This is a genomic window from Micromonospora sp. LOL_015 (assembly GCF_048060275.1).
Taxonomy (GTDB): Bacteria; Actinomycetota; Actinomycetes; order Mycobacteriales; family Micromonosporaceae; genus Micromonospora_E.
Window position 1 is genome coordinate 1 of the sequence record NZ_JBHMIO010000045.1, and the last position, 19,133, is coordinate 19,133.

The 19,133-nt window shown below is 73.9% G+C and carries 3 protein-coding genes; all 3 read left to right on the forward strand.

Features of this window, described 5'->3' with window-relative positions; translation table 11 throughout:
* Positions 1-13 precede the first annotated feature (13 nt).
* From ACFHWU_RS24645 to ACFHWU_RS24655, 3 genes are read left to right on the forward strand one after another with little or no spacing between them, the layout of a single operon-like run.
* Positions 14-3,832 (forward strand): SDR family NAD(P)-dependent oxidoreductase, encoded by a 3,819-nt coding sequence (locus ACFHWU_RS24645; RefSeq protein WP_416591724.1) that lies wholly within the window; start codon positions 14-16, stop codon positions 3,830-3,832.
* A 46-nt stretch (positions 3,833-3,878) separates the two neighbouring features.
* On the forward strand, positions 3,879-14,393 hold the full coding sequence (locus tag ACFHWU_RS24650) for an SDR family NAD(P)-dependent oxidoreductase (protein ID WP_416591725.1): 10,515 nt from the start codon (positions 3,879-3,881) through the stop codon (positions 14,391-14,393).
* Between the two features lie 59 nt (positions 14,394-14,452).
* Positions 14,453-19,099, forward strand: coding sequence for a type I polyketide synthase (locus ACFHWU_RS24655; protein WP_416591726.1), 4,647 nt, complete (start codon positions 14,453-14,455; stop codon positions 19,097-19,099).
* Positions 19,100-19,133 lie beyond the last annotated feature (34 nt).

Consider the following 19,133-nt stretch of genomic DNA (forward strand, 5'->3'; position numbering starts at 1 on the left):
GGTGTTGTCGGCCATGGGTGAGGGACAGTGGGTTGCCGCTCAGCGTCGTGGTCACGGCGAGTCCGCCACCTTGCTGACCGCGGTCGGCGAGATCTGGGTCCGGGGCGCCGATGTCGACTGGGCCGCCCTCTTCCCCGGTGCCGTGCCGGAGGCCCTGCCCACCTATGCCTTCCAGCACGAGCGCTACTGGCTCACAGGCACCGCGGCCGACGCTACCGCGATCGGTCTGATCGACTCCGGGCATCCGCTGCTCTCCGGCGAGAGCAGCGTCGCGGACACCGGCACGGCCCTGCTCACCGGCACCCTGTCCCTGCCGGCGCAGCCCTGGCTCGCCGACCACGTGGTCGGCGGTGCGCCGATCCTGCCCGGGACGGCCCTGCTGGATCTCGCGCTGCACGCCGGCCACCGGCTCGGCCTGCCCGGCGTCGAGGAACTCACCCTGCACGCGCCCCTGCCGCTCGGCGACCGGGCCGTCGCCCTGCAGGTCACCGCCGGCCCTGCCCTTGACGGCGGCCGGCGCCCCGTCGCGGTCCACTCCCGCCCGGCCGGCCCCGACACGACCCTGGACTCTCCCGACTGGACCTGCCACGCGACCGGCGTCCTCACCCGCGTCGCCGCCGCGCCGCACGGCGCCGATCTCGCCGACTGGCCACCGCGAGACGTCGTCCCCGTCCCCGTCGACTACGACCGGCTGATCAGCCACGGGTACGGCTACGGCCCCGCGTTCCAGGGCCTGCGCAGCGTGTGGCGCCGCGACAAGGAGATCTTTGCCGAGGTCACACTCCCCGTCGACGCCGGCGCCTTCGGGCTGCACCCGGCCCTGCTCGACGCGGCGCTGCACGCGGTCATCGCGAGTGCCGCAGCCGAGAACTCGCCCCCGGTGACCAAGGTGCCCTTCTCCTGGAGCGGCGTCCACCTCGCCGCCGTGGGTGCCACTTCCCTGCGCGTCCGCCTCACCCTCGACAGCGAGGACACCATGGCGGTCCTCGCCGCCGACGACACCGGCAAGCTCGTCCTGGCCGCACGTTCGCTCGTTTCCCGTACGGTTGCCGCTGCCCCGGCCGTTTCCGGCCCTCCCGACGACCTCTTCCGCACCGGCTGGCAGCCATTGCCGCTGGGCACCCCGGACACCACACCGTGGCCACAGCTGTCCACCGTGGAAGGAAGTGTGCCACCCTTCGTCCGGCTCGACGTTCCGCGGCCACCCCTGGCGGTGCTGGACGCCGTCCACGCGGTCACCGGTGAGGTGCTCACAGCCGTGCAGGGCTTCCTGACCGACGACCGGTTCGAGTCCAGCCGCCTGGTCGTGGTGACCCGCAACGCGCACGCCCCGGAAACCGAGGCGGACGTGGTGTCAGCCGCCGTCTGGGGCATGCTGCGCTCGGCCCAGACGGAGAACCCCGGCCGGCTGCTCCTGGCCGATCTCGACGAGGACCCCCGTTCCGCCGTCGCACTCACCGCCGCCGTGCCCGCCGCCGTGGCCGCCGACGAGGACCAGCTCAGCCTGCGCGCCGGCGAGGCGAGCGTGCCCCGACTCCAGCGGACCAACCGCAGTGAGCTGTTGGAGCTGCCTGCGGGTGGTGGTTGGCGGTTGGCGGTGGGGGTGCCGGGGGTGTTGGAGGGGTTGGTGGTGGAGCCGGTGGGGGTGGCTCCGTTGGGTGTGGGTGAGGTGCGGGTGGGGGTGCGTGCGGCGGGGGTGAATTTTCGTGATGTGTTGATGGTGTTGGGGATGTATCCGGGTGAGCCGAGTTTGGGTAGTGAGGGTGCGGGTGTGGTGTTGGAGGTGGGTCCGGGGGTTTCGGGGTTTGCGGTTGGTGATCGGGTGGCGGGGCTTTTTGGTGAGGGTTTCTCGTCGGTGGTGGTGGTTGATTGTCGGGGGTTGGTGCGGGTTCCGGATGGGTGGTCGTTTGAGCAGGCTGCCGCGGTGCCGGTGGCGTTTTTGACGGCGTGGTACGGGTTGGTGGATTTGGCGGGGTTGCGTCGTGGTCAGTCGGTGTTGATTCATGCTGCTGCTGGTGGTGTGGGTATGGCGGCTGTTCAGGTGGCGCGTTTGGTGGGTGCGGAGGTGTATGCGACAGCGAGTCCGTCGAAGTGGGGTCGGGTTGAGGCGTTGGGGGTGCCGCGGGATCGGTTGGCGTCGTCGCGGTCGTTGGAGTTCGCGGATCGGTTTCCGGTTGTTGATGTGGTGTTGAATTCGTTGACGGGTGAGTTTGTTGATGCGTCTTTGGGGTTGTTGAGGCCGGGTGGTCAGTTTTTGGAGATGGGTGTGGCTGATGTGCGTGATTCGGTGCCGGGGGTGGTTTATCGGCCGTTTCAGTTGTTGGAGGCCGGGCGGGAGCGGTTGGGTGGTTTGTTGGGGCGGTTGATGGGGTTGTTCGCGTCGGGGGTGTTGAGTTTGCCGCCGGTGCGGGTTTTTGATGTGCGGCGTGCGGTGGAGGCGTTGCGGTTCATGTCGCAGGCGCGTCATGTGGGCAAGGTGGTGTTGCGGGTGCCGCGGGGGTTGGATCCGGGGGGGACGGTGTTGGTGACGGGTGCTTCGGGGTTGTTGGGTGGTGTTGCGGCGGAGCATGTGGTGCGTCGTGGTGCGCGGCGGGTGGTGCTGGTGAGTCGGCGGGCGGCGCCGGTGGAGTTGGTGGAGCGGTTGGTGGCGGCGGGTGCGTCGGTGACGGTGGCGCAGTGTGATGTGGCTGATCGTGGTGGGTTGGCTGAGGTGATCGCGGGGGTGCCGGTGGAGCATCCGTTGACCGCGGTGGTGCACACCGCCGGCGCCCTCGACGACGCCCCCTTCACCGCCCTCACCCCGGCCCGCGTCCACGATGTCCTGTCCATCAAGGCCGCCGGCGCCTGGAACTTGCACGAGCTCACCGCGGACGCCGATCTGGCCTACTTCGCGATGTACTCCTCAGCCGCCGGTGCCCTCGGCTCGGCGGGGCAGGCCGCCTACAACGCCGGCAACACGTTCACCGACGCGCTCGCCGGCCTGCGCCATCACCGAGGGTTGCCCGGCACGGCGCTGGCCTGGGGACCCTGGGCCGCCACCGGGGGCATGACCGAGCGGCTCAGCGACGCCGACCGCGCCCGCCAGGAACGCACCGGCGCCCGGCCCATCACCGAGTCCGACGGGCACGCGCTGCTCTCCGCAGCGCTCGACCGGGACGAGCCCGTCGTGGTGCCCATCCGGCTCGACACCGCCCGGCTCGCCGCCGCGCCCGACGTCCCCGCACTGCTGCGCGGGCTCGTCCGCCAGCGCCGCCCCAGCGCCACCACCCCGGCCGCCGACGCCGGGCAGACACTGACCCGGCGCCTGCGCGACCTGCCGCCCGCCGAGGCAGCTCACATCGCCCTCGAGCTGGTCCGGGAGCAGGCCGCCCTCGTACTCGGGCACACCTCCGCCGCCTCGATCCCGCCCGGCGACGCCTTCCGGGACCTGGGCTTCGACTCGCTGACCGCCGTCGAGCTGCGCAACCGGCTCAAGGTGGCCACCGGCCTCACCCTCCCGGCGACCGTGGTCTTCGACCACCCGACCGCCGAGGCACTGAGCCGGTTCGTGCTCGACCGGCTCACCCCCGACCGTCCCGCCCCAGGAACGGACGTGCTCGCGGAGCTGGACCGGCTGGAGGCGACGCTGGCCGCCACGCCGCCCGACAGCGAAGTGGACGGCCGGCTCGTCCGCCGACTACGGAGAATCATCGACGAGCGCTCCCGGACAGCCGCCCCGGCCGCCGGTGACCCGGCCGGATCCCAGCACTTCGCCGACGCGCTCGAGTCCGCCGACGCGGAGGACGTTCTCAAGCTCATCGACGCCCGGCTGGGCCGCGGCTCCCGTTCCTGATTCCCCTCACGCTCGTCTTCCGCTCGCAGAGAATGGTAGGAGATCCATGCCTGACGACAAGACGCTGCTCGACTATCTGAAGTGGGTCAGCGCGGATCTGCACGACACCCAGGAGCGCCTGCGCGAGCTCGAGCAGGCTCAGCGGGAGCCGATCGCCATCGTCGGGATGTCCTGCCGGTTCCCGGGCGAGGTCGACTCGCCCGACGAACTGTGGCGGCTGGTCGAGGCCGGCAGCGACGCCATCACCGGCTTCCCCACGGACCGCGGCTGGGACCTCGACACGGTCGCCGGCTCAATCGCCGTGCACGAGGGCGGGTTCCTCGCCGGCGCCGACCGGTTCGACACCGGCTTCTTCGGCATCAGCCCGCGCGAGGCCACCGCGATGGACCCGCAGCAGCGGCTGCTGCTGGAAGGCGCGTGGGAGGTTCTGGAGACGGCCGGCATCGACCCCCGCTCGCTGCGCGGCACGCGTACCGGGGTCTTCGTCGGCAGCAATAACCAGGACCACGTCATCGTGCTGTCCGGGACCGACGCCGACATGGCCGGGCAGGGCCTGACCGGCGCCACCGCCAGCGTGCTCAGTGGACGGGTTTCCTACTTCCTCGGGCTCGAGGGGCCGGCGCTGACCGTCGACACCGCCTGCTCCTCCTCCCTGGTCTCGCTGCACCTGGCGGTGCAGTCGCTGCGGCGCGGCGAGTGCACGATGGCGCTCGCCGGCGGCGTCGCGCTGATGGCCACTCCGGCGATGTTCCTCGAGTCGAGCGGGCAGGGCGCCCTGGCGTCCGACGGACGCTGCAAGGCGTACGCCGAGGGCGCCGACGGCACCGGCTGGGGCGAGGGCGTCGGCTGGGTGCTCGTGCAGCGGCTTTCCGACGCCCTCCGCGAGGGACGGGAGATCTTCGCCGTCGTGGCCGGCACGGCCGTCAACCAGGACGGCGCCTCCAACGGCCTGACCGCCCCGAGCGGCGTCGCCCAGCAACGCGTCATCCGGGCCGCCCTCGACGACGCCGGGCTGAACGCCGCCGACATCGACGCCGTCGAGGGACACGGGACCGGCACCGCGCTGGGCGACCCGATCGAGGCGGGTGCGCTGCTCGAGACGTACGGCCGGGAACACACCGCGGAGCGGCCGCTGTGGCTCGGCTCGCTCAAGTCGAACATCGGCCACACGCAGGCCGCCGCCGGGGTCGGCGGCATCATCAAGATGGTCCAGGCAATCCGGCACGGGCTGCTGCCCGGCACGCTGCACGCCGGGCAGCGCACCAGCCGGGTCGAATGGGAGCGGGGCGGTCTCGCCCTACTGACCGAACCCACCCCGTGGCCGCAGACCGGCGCCCCGCGTCGCGCCGGCGTCTCCTCCTTCGGGGTCAGCGGCACGAACGCCCACGTGATCCTCGAGCAGGCGCCCCCCAGGGACGAGACCGGACCGGAGGTCACCCGGACGCTCGGGCTGCTGCCGTGGGTGCTCTCCGGCCACAGCCAGGAAGCCCTGCGCGGACAGGCCAGCCGCCTGCTCGCCCATGCCGAGGAGCATCCGCGGCTGTCCGCGCTGGACATCGCCTACTCGCTGGCGACCACGCGCGGCCGGCTCGAACACCGGGCTGTCGTGCTCGGCTCCGACCGGGCCGCTCTGATGCAGGGCCTGGCCGACCTGGCTGCGGGCGAGCCCTCCGCCGCGGTCGTCCAGGGTGCCGCCCACTTCGGTGACAAGGTCGTCTTCGTCTTCCCGGGCTACGGCTCCCAGTGGCGCGGCATGGCGCTGGAGCTGCTCGAGCAGGAGCCGGTCTTCCGCGACGAGTTCCTGGCCTGCGAGGCGGCGTTCCTGCCGTGGCTGGGCTGGTCGCCGTTGGCGGCGCTGCGCGGGGATTCCGGTGCGCCGGACCTGGACGAGTTCGAGACCACCCAGGTGCTGCTCTTCGCCGTGATGGTGGCCCTGGCCGCGCTGTGGCGCTCGTACGGACTCGAACCGTCCGGCGTCATCGGTCACAGCCAGGGCGAGATCGCCGCCGCGTACGTGGCCGGTGCCGTCTCCCGCGAGGACGCCGTCCGCTACGTCGCCGGCCGCGCCCGCTTCATGCACCAGCACCTGGACGGCCGGGGCGGCATGGTCGCCGTCCAGCTCAGCGCCGACGAACTGGGTGAACGCCTCGCACCGTACGGCGACCGCCTCGCCCTCGCCACGGTCAACGGTCCCCACGCGGTGGTCATGTCCGGGGAGGTCGCCGCCCTCGACGAGCTGGTCGGGCAGCTGGCCGCCGAGGGCGTCCGCGTCCGCAGGCTCACCCTGAACGTCGCCGCCCACTCCGCCCAGCTCGACCCGCACCGTGCCGGGATCGAGGAGATGCTCGCCACCCTGCGACCCGTCACCAGCGACGTGCCGTTCTTCTCGACCGTGACCGGCGACCGGATGGACACCGCCGGGCTCGACGCCGGGCACTGGTACCGCAACCTGCGCCAGACCGTCCGGTTCGAACAGGCCGTGCGGGCCGCGCTCGCCCAGGGCTACCGGCTGATGCTGGAGGTCAGCGCGCACCCGGTCGTGGCGATGGCGGTCCAGGACATCATCGACGACACCGGCGCCACCGCCGTCCCGCTCGCCACCCTGCGCCGTGGCGATGGCGGGCGCGACCGGTTCCTGCTGGCCCTGGCCCAGGCGCACGTGCAGGGCGCCCCGGTCGACCTCGGCGTGGTGTTCGAGGGCACCGGCGCGCGACGGGTGCCCCTGCCGACGTACGCCTTCCAGCACGAGCGATTCCGCCTCGAACCCGGGTCCACGAGCGGCGACGCGTCCTCGGTCGGGCTCACGCCGCTGGATCATCCGCTGCTCACCGCGGCGATCGCGCTGCCGGAGCCGGACGGGCTGCTGCTGACCGGGCGGCTCTCCCGCCGTACGCATCCGTGGCTGGCCGACCACGTCGTGCTGGGTTCCGCGCTGCTCCCCGGCACCGCCCACCTTGAGCTGGCGTTCCGGGCCGGCGATCAGGCCGGCTGCGACACCGTGGAGGAACTGACCCTGCAGACGACGCTGACGCTGCCCGAGCACGACGGCGTCGCGGTGCAGGTCTTCGTCGGCGGCCCTCAGGACGACGGCCGACGCTCCGTGGCGGTCTGGTCCCGCCCCGACATCCCCGGCGCGGTGGCCGGCGGCGACGAGTGGACCTGCCACGCCACCGGACTGCTCGGGCACGCCGCAGCCACCCCCACCGACGAGCTGACGTCGTGGCCCCCGGCCACTGCGACCGCGGTGGACACCGACGGCGTCTACGGGCGGTTCACCGCCGCCGGATACGGCTACGGGCCCTCCTTCCAAGGGCTGCGGGCCGTGTGGTCGCACGGCACCGACATCTACGCCGAGGTCGCCCTGCCCGAGGACACCGCGGCCGACGCCGGACGCTTCGGGTTGCACCCCGCCCTGCTCGACGCCGCGTTCCACGCCCTGATCGCCGCCCGTCCCCAGGAGGGCGGCGCCATGCGGATGCTGTTCTCGTGGACGGGTGTCCGGCTGCTGGGCGCCGGTGCGTCCGCGCTGCGGATCCGGTTACGCCCGCGCTCCGACGGCTCGATCGCGTTGCTGGCCACCGACGTGGCCGGTGAGCCCGTGGCGACCGTGGACGCCCTGGTGATGCGGGAGGTGACCGAGGCGGGCCTGGCCCCGGATCCCGCCAGCGAGCTGTTCGGGGTGCGGATGCGGCCGCTGGCCGTACCCGGGGAAGCCGGTGACGAGCCGGTCACCTGGACCGATCCGGCGGCGCTGATGAACTCCCTCACCGGGCCGGCCGCCGGGTACGCCGTCTTCGCCGCGCCGACGCTCGACGGCACCGGCGCCCAGGTCACCGAGCAGCTGCGGACGCTGCTCGGCTCCTGGCTGGCGAACCCGCGTGCCGAGTCGACGACGCTGGTCATCCGCACCCGTGACGCCCGGGCCGAGCTGCCCGATCCGGTCCAGGCGGCCGGACGCGGCGTGGTCCGGTCCTTTCAGGCCGCCCACCCGGGCCGCATCCTGCTGCTGGACACCGGCTCCGCCGACGAGCCGATCGCCGCGGTCATCGCCGCCGCCCTCGCGGCCGGGGAGGACGACGTCGCCCTCCATGCCGGGACCGCCACGGTTCCCCGGCTTGCCCGCGTCCCGGCGGGTGCCGCGGACGCGCCGTGGTCCGGCACCGTGCTGGTCACCGGCGACGCCGGCACCCGCGCCGCCGAGGTCGCGCGGCATGTGGCGGCCCGGGGCGCGAAGCGCGTGGTGTTGGCCGGCACATCGGACCAGGACCAGCCCGGCGTCGAGGTCGTGGTCTGCGACCTCACCGACCAAGACGCGCTCGCCGCCCTCGTCGCCGCCGTGGCGCCCGATGCCGTCGTGCACGCCGCCGACTCCATCGCCACGGCCGGGGCACTGGACCGGGCGACCAGCGGCTCGGCGCTGACAGCCCTCGTGCTGTTCTCCACCGTCGACGGTGTGCTCGGCGCCACCGGGCGTGCCGAGCGCAGCGCCGCGAGTGCTTTCATCGACGCGCTCGCACAACGACGACGGGCTTCCGGACTGCGTGGACAGTCGATCGCCTGGGGGCGGTGGACCTCCACCGCCCAGGGCCTGGCCCTGTTCGACGCCGCCGTCGCCGTGGACGAGCCCGTCGTGGTGCCGTTCCGCGTCCGGGTCCGGGGCGCCGTGCCGCCGCTGCTGCGCGGCCTTGTGCAGACACCCCTGCGGCGTACGGTCGACGCCGTCGCCCAGTCGTCGTCCGCGCTGGCCCAGCGGCTCAACGGGCTCGACCCGGCCGATCGCGCCCGGGCGCTCCTCGACCTGGTGCGCGCCGAGGCCGCCGCGGTGCTCGGCTTCGCCGACACCCGGGCGGTCCCGGTCACCCGGGCCTTCCGCGACATCGGCTTCGCCTCGATGAGCGCGGTGGAGCTGCGTAACCGGCTCAAAGCAGTCACCGGCCTGCCCCTGGCGACCACCGTCGTCTTCGACCACCCCTCCGCCGCCGCGCTGGGCGCGCACCTGGGCACGCTGCTGCTCGGCGACGCGGACCCGGACACCGTACGGCCGGTCGCTGCCCGTGCCGTTGACGAGCCCATCGCCGTCATCGGCATGTCTTGCCGCTTTCCCGGGGACGTGCGGTCGCCGGAGGAGCTGTGGCGGCTGGTCGCCGACGGCGTCGACGCCACCGGCGACCTCCCGGGGGACCGCGGCTGGAACGTGGACTCGTTCTACGACCCCGCTCGCGGGCTGCCCGGGCGCTCGTACGTCCGCCGCGGCGGTTTTGTCCGCGACGCCGACCGCTTCGACGCGGGCTTCTTCGGCATCAATCCCCGGGAAGCCCTGGCCATGGACCCGCAGCAACGGCTGCTGCTGGAGACGGCGTGGGAGGGCCTGGAGCACGCCGGTCTCGACCCGGCCGGACTGCGCGGCAGTGACACCGGAGTGTTCGTCGGCAGCAACGGTCAGGACCACGCCCTGCTGCTGTCCGGCGCGGCCGGCGACCTGTCCGGCTACCGGCTCACCGGCACCAGCGCCAGCATCATGTCCGGCCGGGTCTCCTACGAGCTCGGCTTCGAGGGCCCGGCGCTGACCGTCGACACTGCCTGCTCCTCGTCGCTGGTCTCGCTGCACCTGGCCGCGGAGGCGCTGCGCGGCGGGGAGTGTTCGCTCGCCCTGGCCGGCGGCTGCTCGATCATCTGCACGCCCACCCAGTTCATTGAGTTCAGCATGCAGAACGCACTCTCGCCGGACGGCCGGTCGCGGGCCTTCGCCGCCGGCAGCAACGGGTTCGGCCTCGCCGAGGGCGTGGGCTGGCTGGTGCTGGAACGGCTGTCCGACGCCCAGCGCCACGGCCACCGGGTGCTGGCCGTGATCCGGGGCAGCGCGGTCAACCAGGACGGCGCCTCGAACGGCCTGACCGCCCCCAACGGTCCCTCCCAGGAACGGGTCATCCGGCAGGCGCTGGCCGTCTCGGGCCTGGCCCCGGCCGACGTGGACGCCGTCGAGGCCCACGGCACGGGCACCCCGCTCGGCGACCCGATCGAGGCCGGCGCGCTGCTCAACACGTACGGCAGGGACCGCACCGGCCCCCCGCTCCTGCTCGGCTCGCTCAAGAGCAACTTCGGACACGCCCAGGCCGCGGCGGGTGTCGGTGGCGTCATCAAGTCGGTCATGGCGCTGCGGGCCGGGGTGCTGCCGCCCACCCTGCACGCGGACGAGCCGACCCCCGAGGTGGACTGGTCGTCGGGCGGCGTCGAGCTGCTGACCGAGCGCAGGGACTGGCCGCGTAGCGACCGGCCGCGGCGCGTCGGCGTGTCCGGCTTCGGTATCAGCGGCACCAACGCCCACGTGATCCTCGAAGAGGCACCCGGCACGCCCGCCGAGGAGCCGGCCACCCCGCCCGGGGACCTGCCGGTGGTGTGGACGCTGTCCGGCCGTACCAGGGAAGCGCTGCGGGCCCAGGCCGCCCGGCTCCACGCCTTCGCCGAGGAGCACCCGGAGCTGGCCCCGCGGGACATCGGGCGGTCGCTCGTGGAGAGCCGGGCGGTCTTCGACCACCGGGCGGCGGTGGTCGCCCGGACCCGCGCCGAGCTGCTGCTGGGGCTGCGCGCCCTTGCCGACGGCGAGTCCGCAGCCGGTCTCGTCGAGGGACGCGCCGTCAGTGGCGGCGGCGTGGTCTTCGTCTTCCCGGGGCAGGGCTCGCAGTGGGCCGGGATGGCCGCCGAGCTGCTCGACAGCTCCGAGGTCTTCGCCGCGGAGTTCATGGCGTGCTCGCTGGCGCTGTCGGAGTGGATCGACTGGTCACCGGTGGATGTGCTGCGCGGTACCGACGACACCATGCTCGGCCGCGTCGACGTTGTGCAGCCCACGCTGTGGGCGGTGATGGTGTCGCTGGCCGCGCTGTGGCGCTCGTACGGGGTCGAACCGGCCGCAGTGGTCGGGCACAGCCAGGGCGAGATCGCTGCCGCCTGCGCGATCGGGGCACTCTCCCGCGACGACGCGGCCAAGGTCGTGGCCCTGCGCAGCCGCGCCCTCACGCGGCTCGCCGGCCTCGGCGGCATGATGTCGGTGCAGCTGGGCCGGGCGGAGCTCGAGCCGCGGATGCTGCCGTGGGCCGGCCGCATCTCGGTCGCCGCGATCAACAGTCCCCGGACCGTGGTCGTCTCCGGCGAGGTCGAGGCGCTGCACGAGTTGCGCGCCGTGCTCGTGGGCGACGGGGTCACCGCCCGGCTGATCCCCGTCGACTACGCCGCCCACTCCGCCCAGGTCGATCAGATCCGCGACGAGCTCGCCGGCCTGCTCGCCACGGTGCGGTCCACCACCGCGAGCATCCCGTTCTTCTCCTGCGTCGAGGGCGACGAGCGCTCGACCGGCGACCTCGACGCCGCCTATTGGCACCGCAACCTGCGCGAGACCGTGCTCTTCGAGGACTCGGTCAAGGCAGCCCTGGCCCGCGGGCACCGGCTGGTGCTCGAGGCCAGCCCGCACCCGGTGCTGGTGATGGCGGTGCAGGATCTTCTCGACGAAGGCGGCGTCGAGGCCCACAGCTGGAGCACGCTGCGGCGCTCCGAGGGCGGCTTGGACCGCTTTCTGCTCTCCCTGGCACAGGCCCACGTCAGCGGCGCGGAGGTCGACTTCGGACCGCTGTACGCCGGCGCCCGGCTGGTCGCCCTGCCCACGTACGCCTTCCAGGGCGAGCGCTTCTGGATCGAGGCCGCCGCCCCGGCCGGTGACGTGTCCTCACTGGGCCTCGTCGCCACCGGCCATCCCATGCTCGCCGCGGAGGTCCCGTTGCCCGACAGCGGCGGACTGCTGCTGACCGGCCGGCTCAGCGTCCACGACCAGACCTGGCTCGGCGACCACGTGGTGTCCGGCATGACGATCGTTCCGGGTACGGCCTTCATGGAGATCGCCTTCCGGGCCGCCGAACGGGTCGGCTGTCCCCGCGTCGAGGAACTGGCCGTCCAGGCGCCGCTGCTGCTCGACCCGGACGTCCCCACCGCCCTACAGGTGGTGATCGGCGCGCCGCTCGACACCGGGCAGCGCCAGCTCACCGTCCACGCCCGTCCCGAGCCCACCGGCGACGGCCTCGACGAGGACTGGACCCTGCACGCGACCTGCTGGCTGGCCACCGCGACCCCCGCCGCTCCCGATCCGTCCGACCTGCTGACCTGGCCGCCGCGCGACACGGTGCCCTTCGCCGCCGAGGAGTGCTACCGGCAACTGGTCGTCGCCGGGTACGCCTTCGGACCGACGTTCCAGGGGCTGCGCGAGGTGCACGTCCGTGGCAGAGAGGTCTTCGCCCTGGTCTCCGTCCCGCCGACAGGACGCGCCGACGCCGCCGTGTTCGGATTGCACCCGGCCCTGTTCGACGCGATGTTCCACTCGCTGATCTCCGCCCGGCCGCAGGGCAGTGACGAGGTGCTGCGGCTGCCGTTCACGTGGACCGGGGTGCAGCTGCATGCCGAGGGCGCCGTGACGATGCGGGTCAAGATGACGCTCACCAGTGCCGACTCGCTGACGCTGGTCGCCGTCGACGAAGCGGGCAACCTCGTCGTCTCCGCCGACGCCCTGCTGCTGCGTGAGGTCTCCGGGGATGCCACCCCGGCTGCCTCCGGCCGCCGGCACCGGTCCCTGTTCCGGCTCGACTGGGTGCCGCTGCCCCTGGGCAGCTCCGTCCCGGGTGACAGCCAGTGGGCGGTGCTCGGTGACTCGCCGGTCACCGTCTCGCTGACCCGCCACGACAGCTCGGTGCGGCAGCACGACGACTGGTCCTCGCTGGCCTCCGCCGACCGGGTGCCCGACCTCGTGGTGCTGCCGGTCGACACGCTCGGGGGCGCCTTCGAGGGCACCGACGTGCCCGGGGCCGCCCGCCGGCTGCTGACCCGGGTGAGCGGGCTGGTGCAGGACTGGCTGGCGGAGCAGCGGTTCGCCGGTTCACTGCTGCTGGTGGTGACCCGGGAGGCCGTACCGGTCGGGGACGGGGAACCGCTCGACATCGTCCAGTCGCCGCTGTGGGGGCTGCTGCGCTCGGCCCAGTCCGAGAACCCGGACCGGCTGCTGCTGGTCGACATCGACGACGACGACACGTCGCTGGAGGTGCTGCCGCGCGCGGTGGCCGCCGCCGTGGCGGCCGAGGAGTACCAGGCCGCCGTCCGCTCCGGGGAGGTGTCCGTGCCGCGGCTCGGTCTCGTGCCGGCGACCGGGACCGAGCGGTCCGGTGACCTGAACCCCGACGGCACCGTGCTGATCACCGGCGCGTCGGGGCTGCTCGCCGGTCACGTGGCCCGGCACCTCGCGGCGCGAGGCGTGCGCCATCTGCTGCTGCTCAGCCGCCGGGGTGAGCAGGCCCGCACCACCGCGCCGCTGGTCGCCGAGCTCGCCGCCCTGGGCGCCCGGGCCACCGTCGCCGCCTGTGACGCCGCGGACCGGGCGGCGCTGGCCGCGGTCCTGGCCGCGATCCCCGACGAGCACCCGCTGACCGGGGTGGTGCACGCGGCCGGGGTGCTGCGGGACGGCACCGTCGCCGGCCTCACCCCGGAGCAGCTCGACACCGTACTGCGCCCGAAAATCGACTCGGCCTGGAACCTGCACGAGCTCACCGCCGACGCCGATCTGGCGATGTTCGCGATGTTCTCCTCGGCCGCAGGAACCCTCGGCGGCAGCGGGCAAGGAGCGTACGCCGCAGCGAACGTCTTCCTCGACAGCCTGGCCGCCCGTCGGCGCAGCCTCGGGCTGCCCGCCACGTCACTGGCATGGGGCGCCTGGGAGGCCAGCGCCGACCCGCACAACGTCGGCATGGCCGGTCACCTGGCGAGTGCCGACGCCGGTCGGGCACGCCGCGGCGGCCTCCTGCCCGTCACCTTCGAGCAAGGCATGGCGCTGTTCGACACGGCGGCCACGCTCGACGAGGCGTTCGTGCTCCCTATGCGGATGGACCTGGCCGGCGTACGAACCTCCGGCTCCCCGGTCCCGCCGCTGCTGCGGGCCCTCGTCAAGGCTCCGGCGCGGCGGACCGCCGACGCCGCGCCGGCCTCGCCGGCCTCCCTGCGCGACCGGCTCGGTGAGCTCCTCGGCGAGGACCGGGAACGGTACGCCGTCGACCTCGTCCGCGGGCAGGCCGCCGCGGTGCTCGGGCACGTCTCCGCCCAGCTCGTGCCCACCGACGAGGCGTTCCGTGACCTGGGCTTCGACTCGCTGACCGCGGTCGAGCTGCGCAACCGGCTCAAGTCCACCACCGGTCTGACACTGCCGGCCACCCTCGTGTTCGACCACCCCACCCCGCGCGCGCTGGCCCGGTTCCTGCTGACCGAGCTGGTGCCGGAGGCGTCCGGGCCGGTGCTGCCCGCCCAGGCCGAACTCGACCGGCTCGAGGCCGCGCTGGCGGCCGTCCCCGCCGGGCCGCCCGCGGCGGGTGACGACGCGGTTGCCGAGCGGCTGCGCCGGATCCTGTCCGGCTGGCTGCGCAACCGGCCGACGGCCGATCCCGCGGCCGAGCCGGAGACGGGCACCGACCTCGGGACCGCCACGACCGACGAGATCTTCGCCTACATCGACAACGAGCTGGGACGTAGCCGGGCGTGACCGCCCGGCGGCCGCTTCCCCGCACTCTGGCCGCCGTCCGGACGAAGGAATGAGGGCTGATGACGAACGAAGACAAGCTGGTCGACTACCTGCGCTGGGTAACGGCCGACCTCAAGGAGGCCCGGGAGCAGCTGCGGGTCGTCGAGCAGCGCGAGAACGAGCCGCTCGCGATCGTCGGTATGTCCTGCCGGCTGCCCGGCGGGGTCAGCACCCCGGAGCAGCTGTGGCAGCTCGTCGACGAGGGCGTGGACGCGATCTCCCGCTTCCCGGCCGACCGCGGCTGGGACATCGACGACGTGTTCGATCCGGAACCGGGCCGGCCCGGCAAGTCGTACGTCCGCGAAGGGGGCTTCCTCGACGCCCCGGGCGACTTCGACGCCGCCTTCTTCGGAATGAGCCCGAAGGAAGCCGTCGCCACCGATCCGCAGCAGCGGCTGCTGCTGGAGACCGCCTGGGAGGCGCTGGAGCGCGCCGGGCTCGACCCGCATGCACTGCGGGGCAGCCAGACCGGCGTCTTCGTCGGCAACAACGGCCAGGACCACGTCATCGGGCTCTCCCGGGCTCCGGCCGAGCTGTCCGGCTACACCGTCAGCGGCGCGACGGCCAGCATCCTGTCCGGACGGGTGTCGTACACGTTCGGCTTCGAGGGCCCCTCGCTGGCCGTGGACACCGCCTGCTCGTCGTCGCTGGTCGCGCTGCACGTCGCCGCGCAGGCGCTGCGGGGCGGCGAGTGCTCGCTCGCGCTGGTCGGCGGCATCACGGTGATGACCACCCCGACGCTGTACATCGGCTTCAGCCAGCAGCGCGGACTGTCGGCCGAGGCGCGGTGCAAGGCGTTCTCCGACGATGCCGACGGCACATCAATGGCGGAGGGGGTGGGCTGGCTGGTGGTCGAGCGGCTCTCCGACGCCCAGCGTCTCGGCCGCCGGGTGCTCGCCGTCGTCCGGGGCAGCGCGGTCAACCAGGACGGCGCGTCCAACGGCATGACCGCCCCCAGCGGCCCCGCCCAGCAGCGGGTGCTCAGCCGGGCGCTGGCCAACGCCGGCCTCGCCGCGTCCCAGGTCGACCTGGTCGAGGCGCACGGCACCGGCACCGCGCTCGGCGACCCGATCGAGGCGCAGGCGCTGCTGGCCGTCTACGGCAAGGACCGGCCGGCGGGACGGCCGCTGCGGCTGGGCTCGCTCAAGTCGAACATCGGTCACACCCAGGCCGCCGCCGGGATCGCGGGGATCATCAAGACGGTGTACGCCATCGGGCGCGGCGTACTGCCGAAGACCTTGCACGTCAAGGAGCCGTCCACCCGCGTCGACTGGAGCGCCGGCGACGTCGAGCTGCTGACCGAGGCGAAGGCCTGGCCCGACACCGGACAGCCACGCCGGGCCGGGGTGTCCTCGTTCGGCGCGAGCGGCACGAACGCGCACGTCGTCCTGGAGCAGGCACCGCCCCTCGAAGCCGAGTCCGAGGCCGCCGCCGGCAAGCCCCTGCCGGTGGTGCCGTGGGTGCTGTCGGCCAGGTCGGAAAAGGCGCTGCGCGCTCAGTCGGATCGTCTGCTGGCGCACGTGACGGACCGTCCGGAGCTGTCCCCGCAGGATGTGGGGTTCTCGCTGGCGCGGACCCGGGCGGTCTTCGAGCACCGCGGTGTGGTGCTGGGCGCCGACCGTGACGAGCTGCTGCGCGGACTGGCCGGTCTGGCCGCCGGGGAGACGGCGGCGGGTGTGGCGACCGGACGGGTCTGCGGCGGACTGGGTGTCCTGTTCACCGGGCAGGGCGCTCATCGTACGGGCATGGGCCGCGAGCTGTACGAAACGTTCCCGGTCTTCGCCGCCGCCTTCGACGCGGGTTGTGCGCACCTGCGGCCGGGGCTGAAGGACGTCGTCTTCACCGGTGGCGGTGAGCTGTCCGAGACCGGTTGGGCGCAGCCCGCGTTGTTCGCGTTCGAGGTGGCGCTGTTCCGCCTGGTCGAGTCCTGGGGCGTACGTCCGGATGTGCTCGGCGGTCACTCCGTGGGCGAGATAGCCGCCGCCCATGTGGCGGGCGTGTGGTCGCTCGAGGACGCTGCCCGGCTTGTCTCGGCCCGCGCGCACCTGATGCAGGCGTTGCCGGCCGGCGGGGCGATGGCCGCCGTGGCGGCTACCGAGGACGAGGTACGCGCGGCCGTCGCCGCTCACCCGCACCTGGACATCGCGGCGGTGAACGGGCCCGCGTCGGTCGTGGTGGCCGGCGCCGCGGACGCGGTCCGGGCGGCGGCCGAGGGACTGGCCGCCCAGGGGTACAAGACCAAGGCGCTGCGGGTGAGTCACGCCTTCCACTCGTCGCTGATGGAGCCGATGCTGGCGGCATTCGGGGACGCGCTGCGCTCCCTGACGTTCCACCAGCCGCGGATCCCCGTGCTGTCCCTGCTCAGCGCCACGGTCGGCGACCCGGCGGTGGCCACGGCGGACTACTGGGTGCGGCACGCTCGCGAGGCGGTCCGGTTCGGCGACGGGATCCGGGCCGCGCAGGAGGCCGGCTGCACCACGTTCCTGGAGCTGGGCCCGGACGCGGTGCTGGCGGGGATGGGCCGCGAGAGTCTGCCGGACGCGGCGTGGATCCCGTCCGTACGGGCGACCCGTCCCGAGGCCCTCGCGGTGCTCGACGCGGCCGCCCGGGTCGCTGTCCGCGGGGCGGCCATCGACTGGGCGGCCCTGCTGCCGGGCGGCCGCACGGTCGACCTGCCCACCTACGCCTTTCAGCACGAGCGCTTCTGGCTCGAGTACGACGCACAGCCCCGGGTTCCGGCGTCCTCGGCCCGGCGCTACCGGGTCGGGTGGACGCCGGTTCCCGACCCGGGTACTCCGGTGCTGCTCGCGGGCACCTGGCTGGTCGTCGTGCCGGCCGCTCTCACAGCGGAGCGGGACAGCTGGGCCCGTACGGTGACCGAAGGCCTCGCCGCGACCGGCGCCCGGACCGAGCTCCTGACGATCCCGCCCGGCTCCGCACGCGCCGATCTGGCGTCTCTGCTGACCACGGCCGGGGACGCGGCCGGCGTGCTCAGCCTGCTGGCCCTCGCCGATCCCGGGGACGCCGCAGCACCCGCCGGTCTCGCCCTCACCATGGCCCTCGTGCAGGCGCTGGGCGACACCGGCCGCGACGCGCCGCTGTGGTGCGTGACCCGGGAGGCCGTGCACACCGCCGCCGACGAGGACCAGGCGATGATCTGGGGCCTCGGCCGGGTGGCCGCCCTCGAGTACCCCGGGCGCTGGGGTGGCCTCGCCGACCTGCCCGCCCTGCTCAGCCCCGCCGCAGGCCGGCGCCTGGCCGCCGTCCTCGCCGGCGCGACCGGGGAGGACCAGGTCGCCGTCCGCTCCGACGGCCTGTACGCGCGGCGCCTGATCGCCGTGCCCGAGCCACCCGACCCAGACACCGGCGTCTGGGAGCCCGCCGGGACCGTTCTCATCACCGGGGGCACCGGCGGTCTTGGGGCCCACGTCGCCCGCTGGCTCGCCGGCCACGGCGCCCGGGACCTGCTGCTGACCAGCCGCTCGGGGCCGGCCGCGCCGGGCACGGCCGAGCTGGTCGCCGAGCTGGCGGCGCTCGGCGCCACGGCCACCGTCGCCGCCTGCGACGTCGCCGATGCGGACGCCCTCGCCGCCCTGCTGGCCACCGTTCCGGCCGACCGGCCCCTAGGATCCGTCTTCCACGCCGCCGGCCGCATCGAGACGATGGCCTTCGACGCGACGACCCCCGACCTGCTCGCCGAGGTGCTGGCCGGCAAGGTGGCCGGCGCCCGCAATCTGAACGCCATGGCCGGCGCCGTCGACCGGTTCGTGCTGTTCTCGTCCGTCGCGGGGGTGTGGGGAAGCGGCGGGCACGCCGCGTACGCCGCGGCCAACGCCTACCTCGACGCCCTGGCCGAGCGGCGTCGGGCGGCCGGCCTGCCCGCCCTCGCGATCGCCTGGGGCCCCTGGGCCGACGGCGGTATGAGCGCCGGACCGGACACCGTCCGGGAAGCGGCCCGGCACGGCCTGCCGGTGATGCCGACGACCGACGCGCTCGGCGACCTGCGCGCGGCTCTGGACTCCGGTCTGCCGTGCGTGACCGTTGCCGACGTGACGTGGGACCGGTTCGCGCCGCTGTTCACCAGCACCCGGCCGAGCCGCCTCTTCGAGCCCGTGACCGGGCCGGCGGACGCCGAACCGGACGACCACGCCGGCCCCTGGCTGGACAGGCTGCGGGGCCGCAGCGGACCGGATCGCGAGGCCGAACTACTCGCCCTGGTGCGGCACGAGGTGGCACTCACCCTCGGCCACCCCGACGACCGTGCCGTCGAGACCGATCAGGCCTTTCGCGACCTCGGCTTCGACTCGATGGCGGCCGTGGAGCTGCGCGACCGGATCACCGCCGGCACCGGGCTGTCCCTGGCCAGCAGCCTCGTCTTCGACCACCCGACGGTCCACGCGCTGGCTGGCCATCTCGCCGGCGAGCTCGGCCAGTACGGCGGCGACCCGGTCGCCGCCGTACTGGCGCACCTGAACGTGCTGGAGGCGGCGGTGGCCGGGCTGGCCGGCGGCGACGACGTCCGGGAGGCCGTTGAGCCGCGGTTGCACGCCCTTCTCGCCCGGCTGGCCCGCCCGGCCGGGCACCCGGCGGAGGCGGTGGCCGACCACCTCCGTGCCGCGAGCGTCGAGGACCTCTACGCCTTCGTCGACGAGCAGTTCGGCCGATGACCCCGCACCCTCCGCCGGCCGCACCCACGCCTGC

What these genes read in the sequence shown, in the direction of transcription:
- ACFHWU_RS24645 (WP_416591724.1), top strand. Translation starts at nt 14, where the DNA reads ATGGGTGAGGGACAGTGGGTTGCCGCTCAGCGTCGTGGTCACGGCGAG.
- ACFHWU_RS24650 (WP_416591725.1), top strand. Translation starts at nt 3,879, where the DNA reads ATGCCTGACGACAAGACGCTGCTCGACTATCTGAAGTGGGTCAGCGCG.
- ACFHWU_RS24655 (WP_416591726.1), top strand. Translation starts at nt 14,453, where the DNA reads ATGACGAACGAAGACAAGCTGGTCGACTACCTGCGCTGGGTAACGGCC.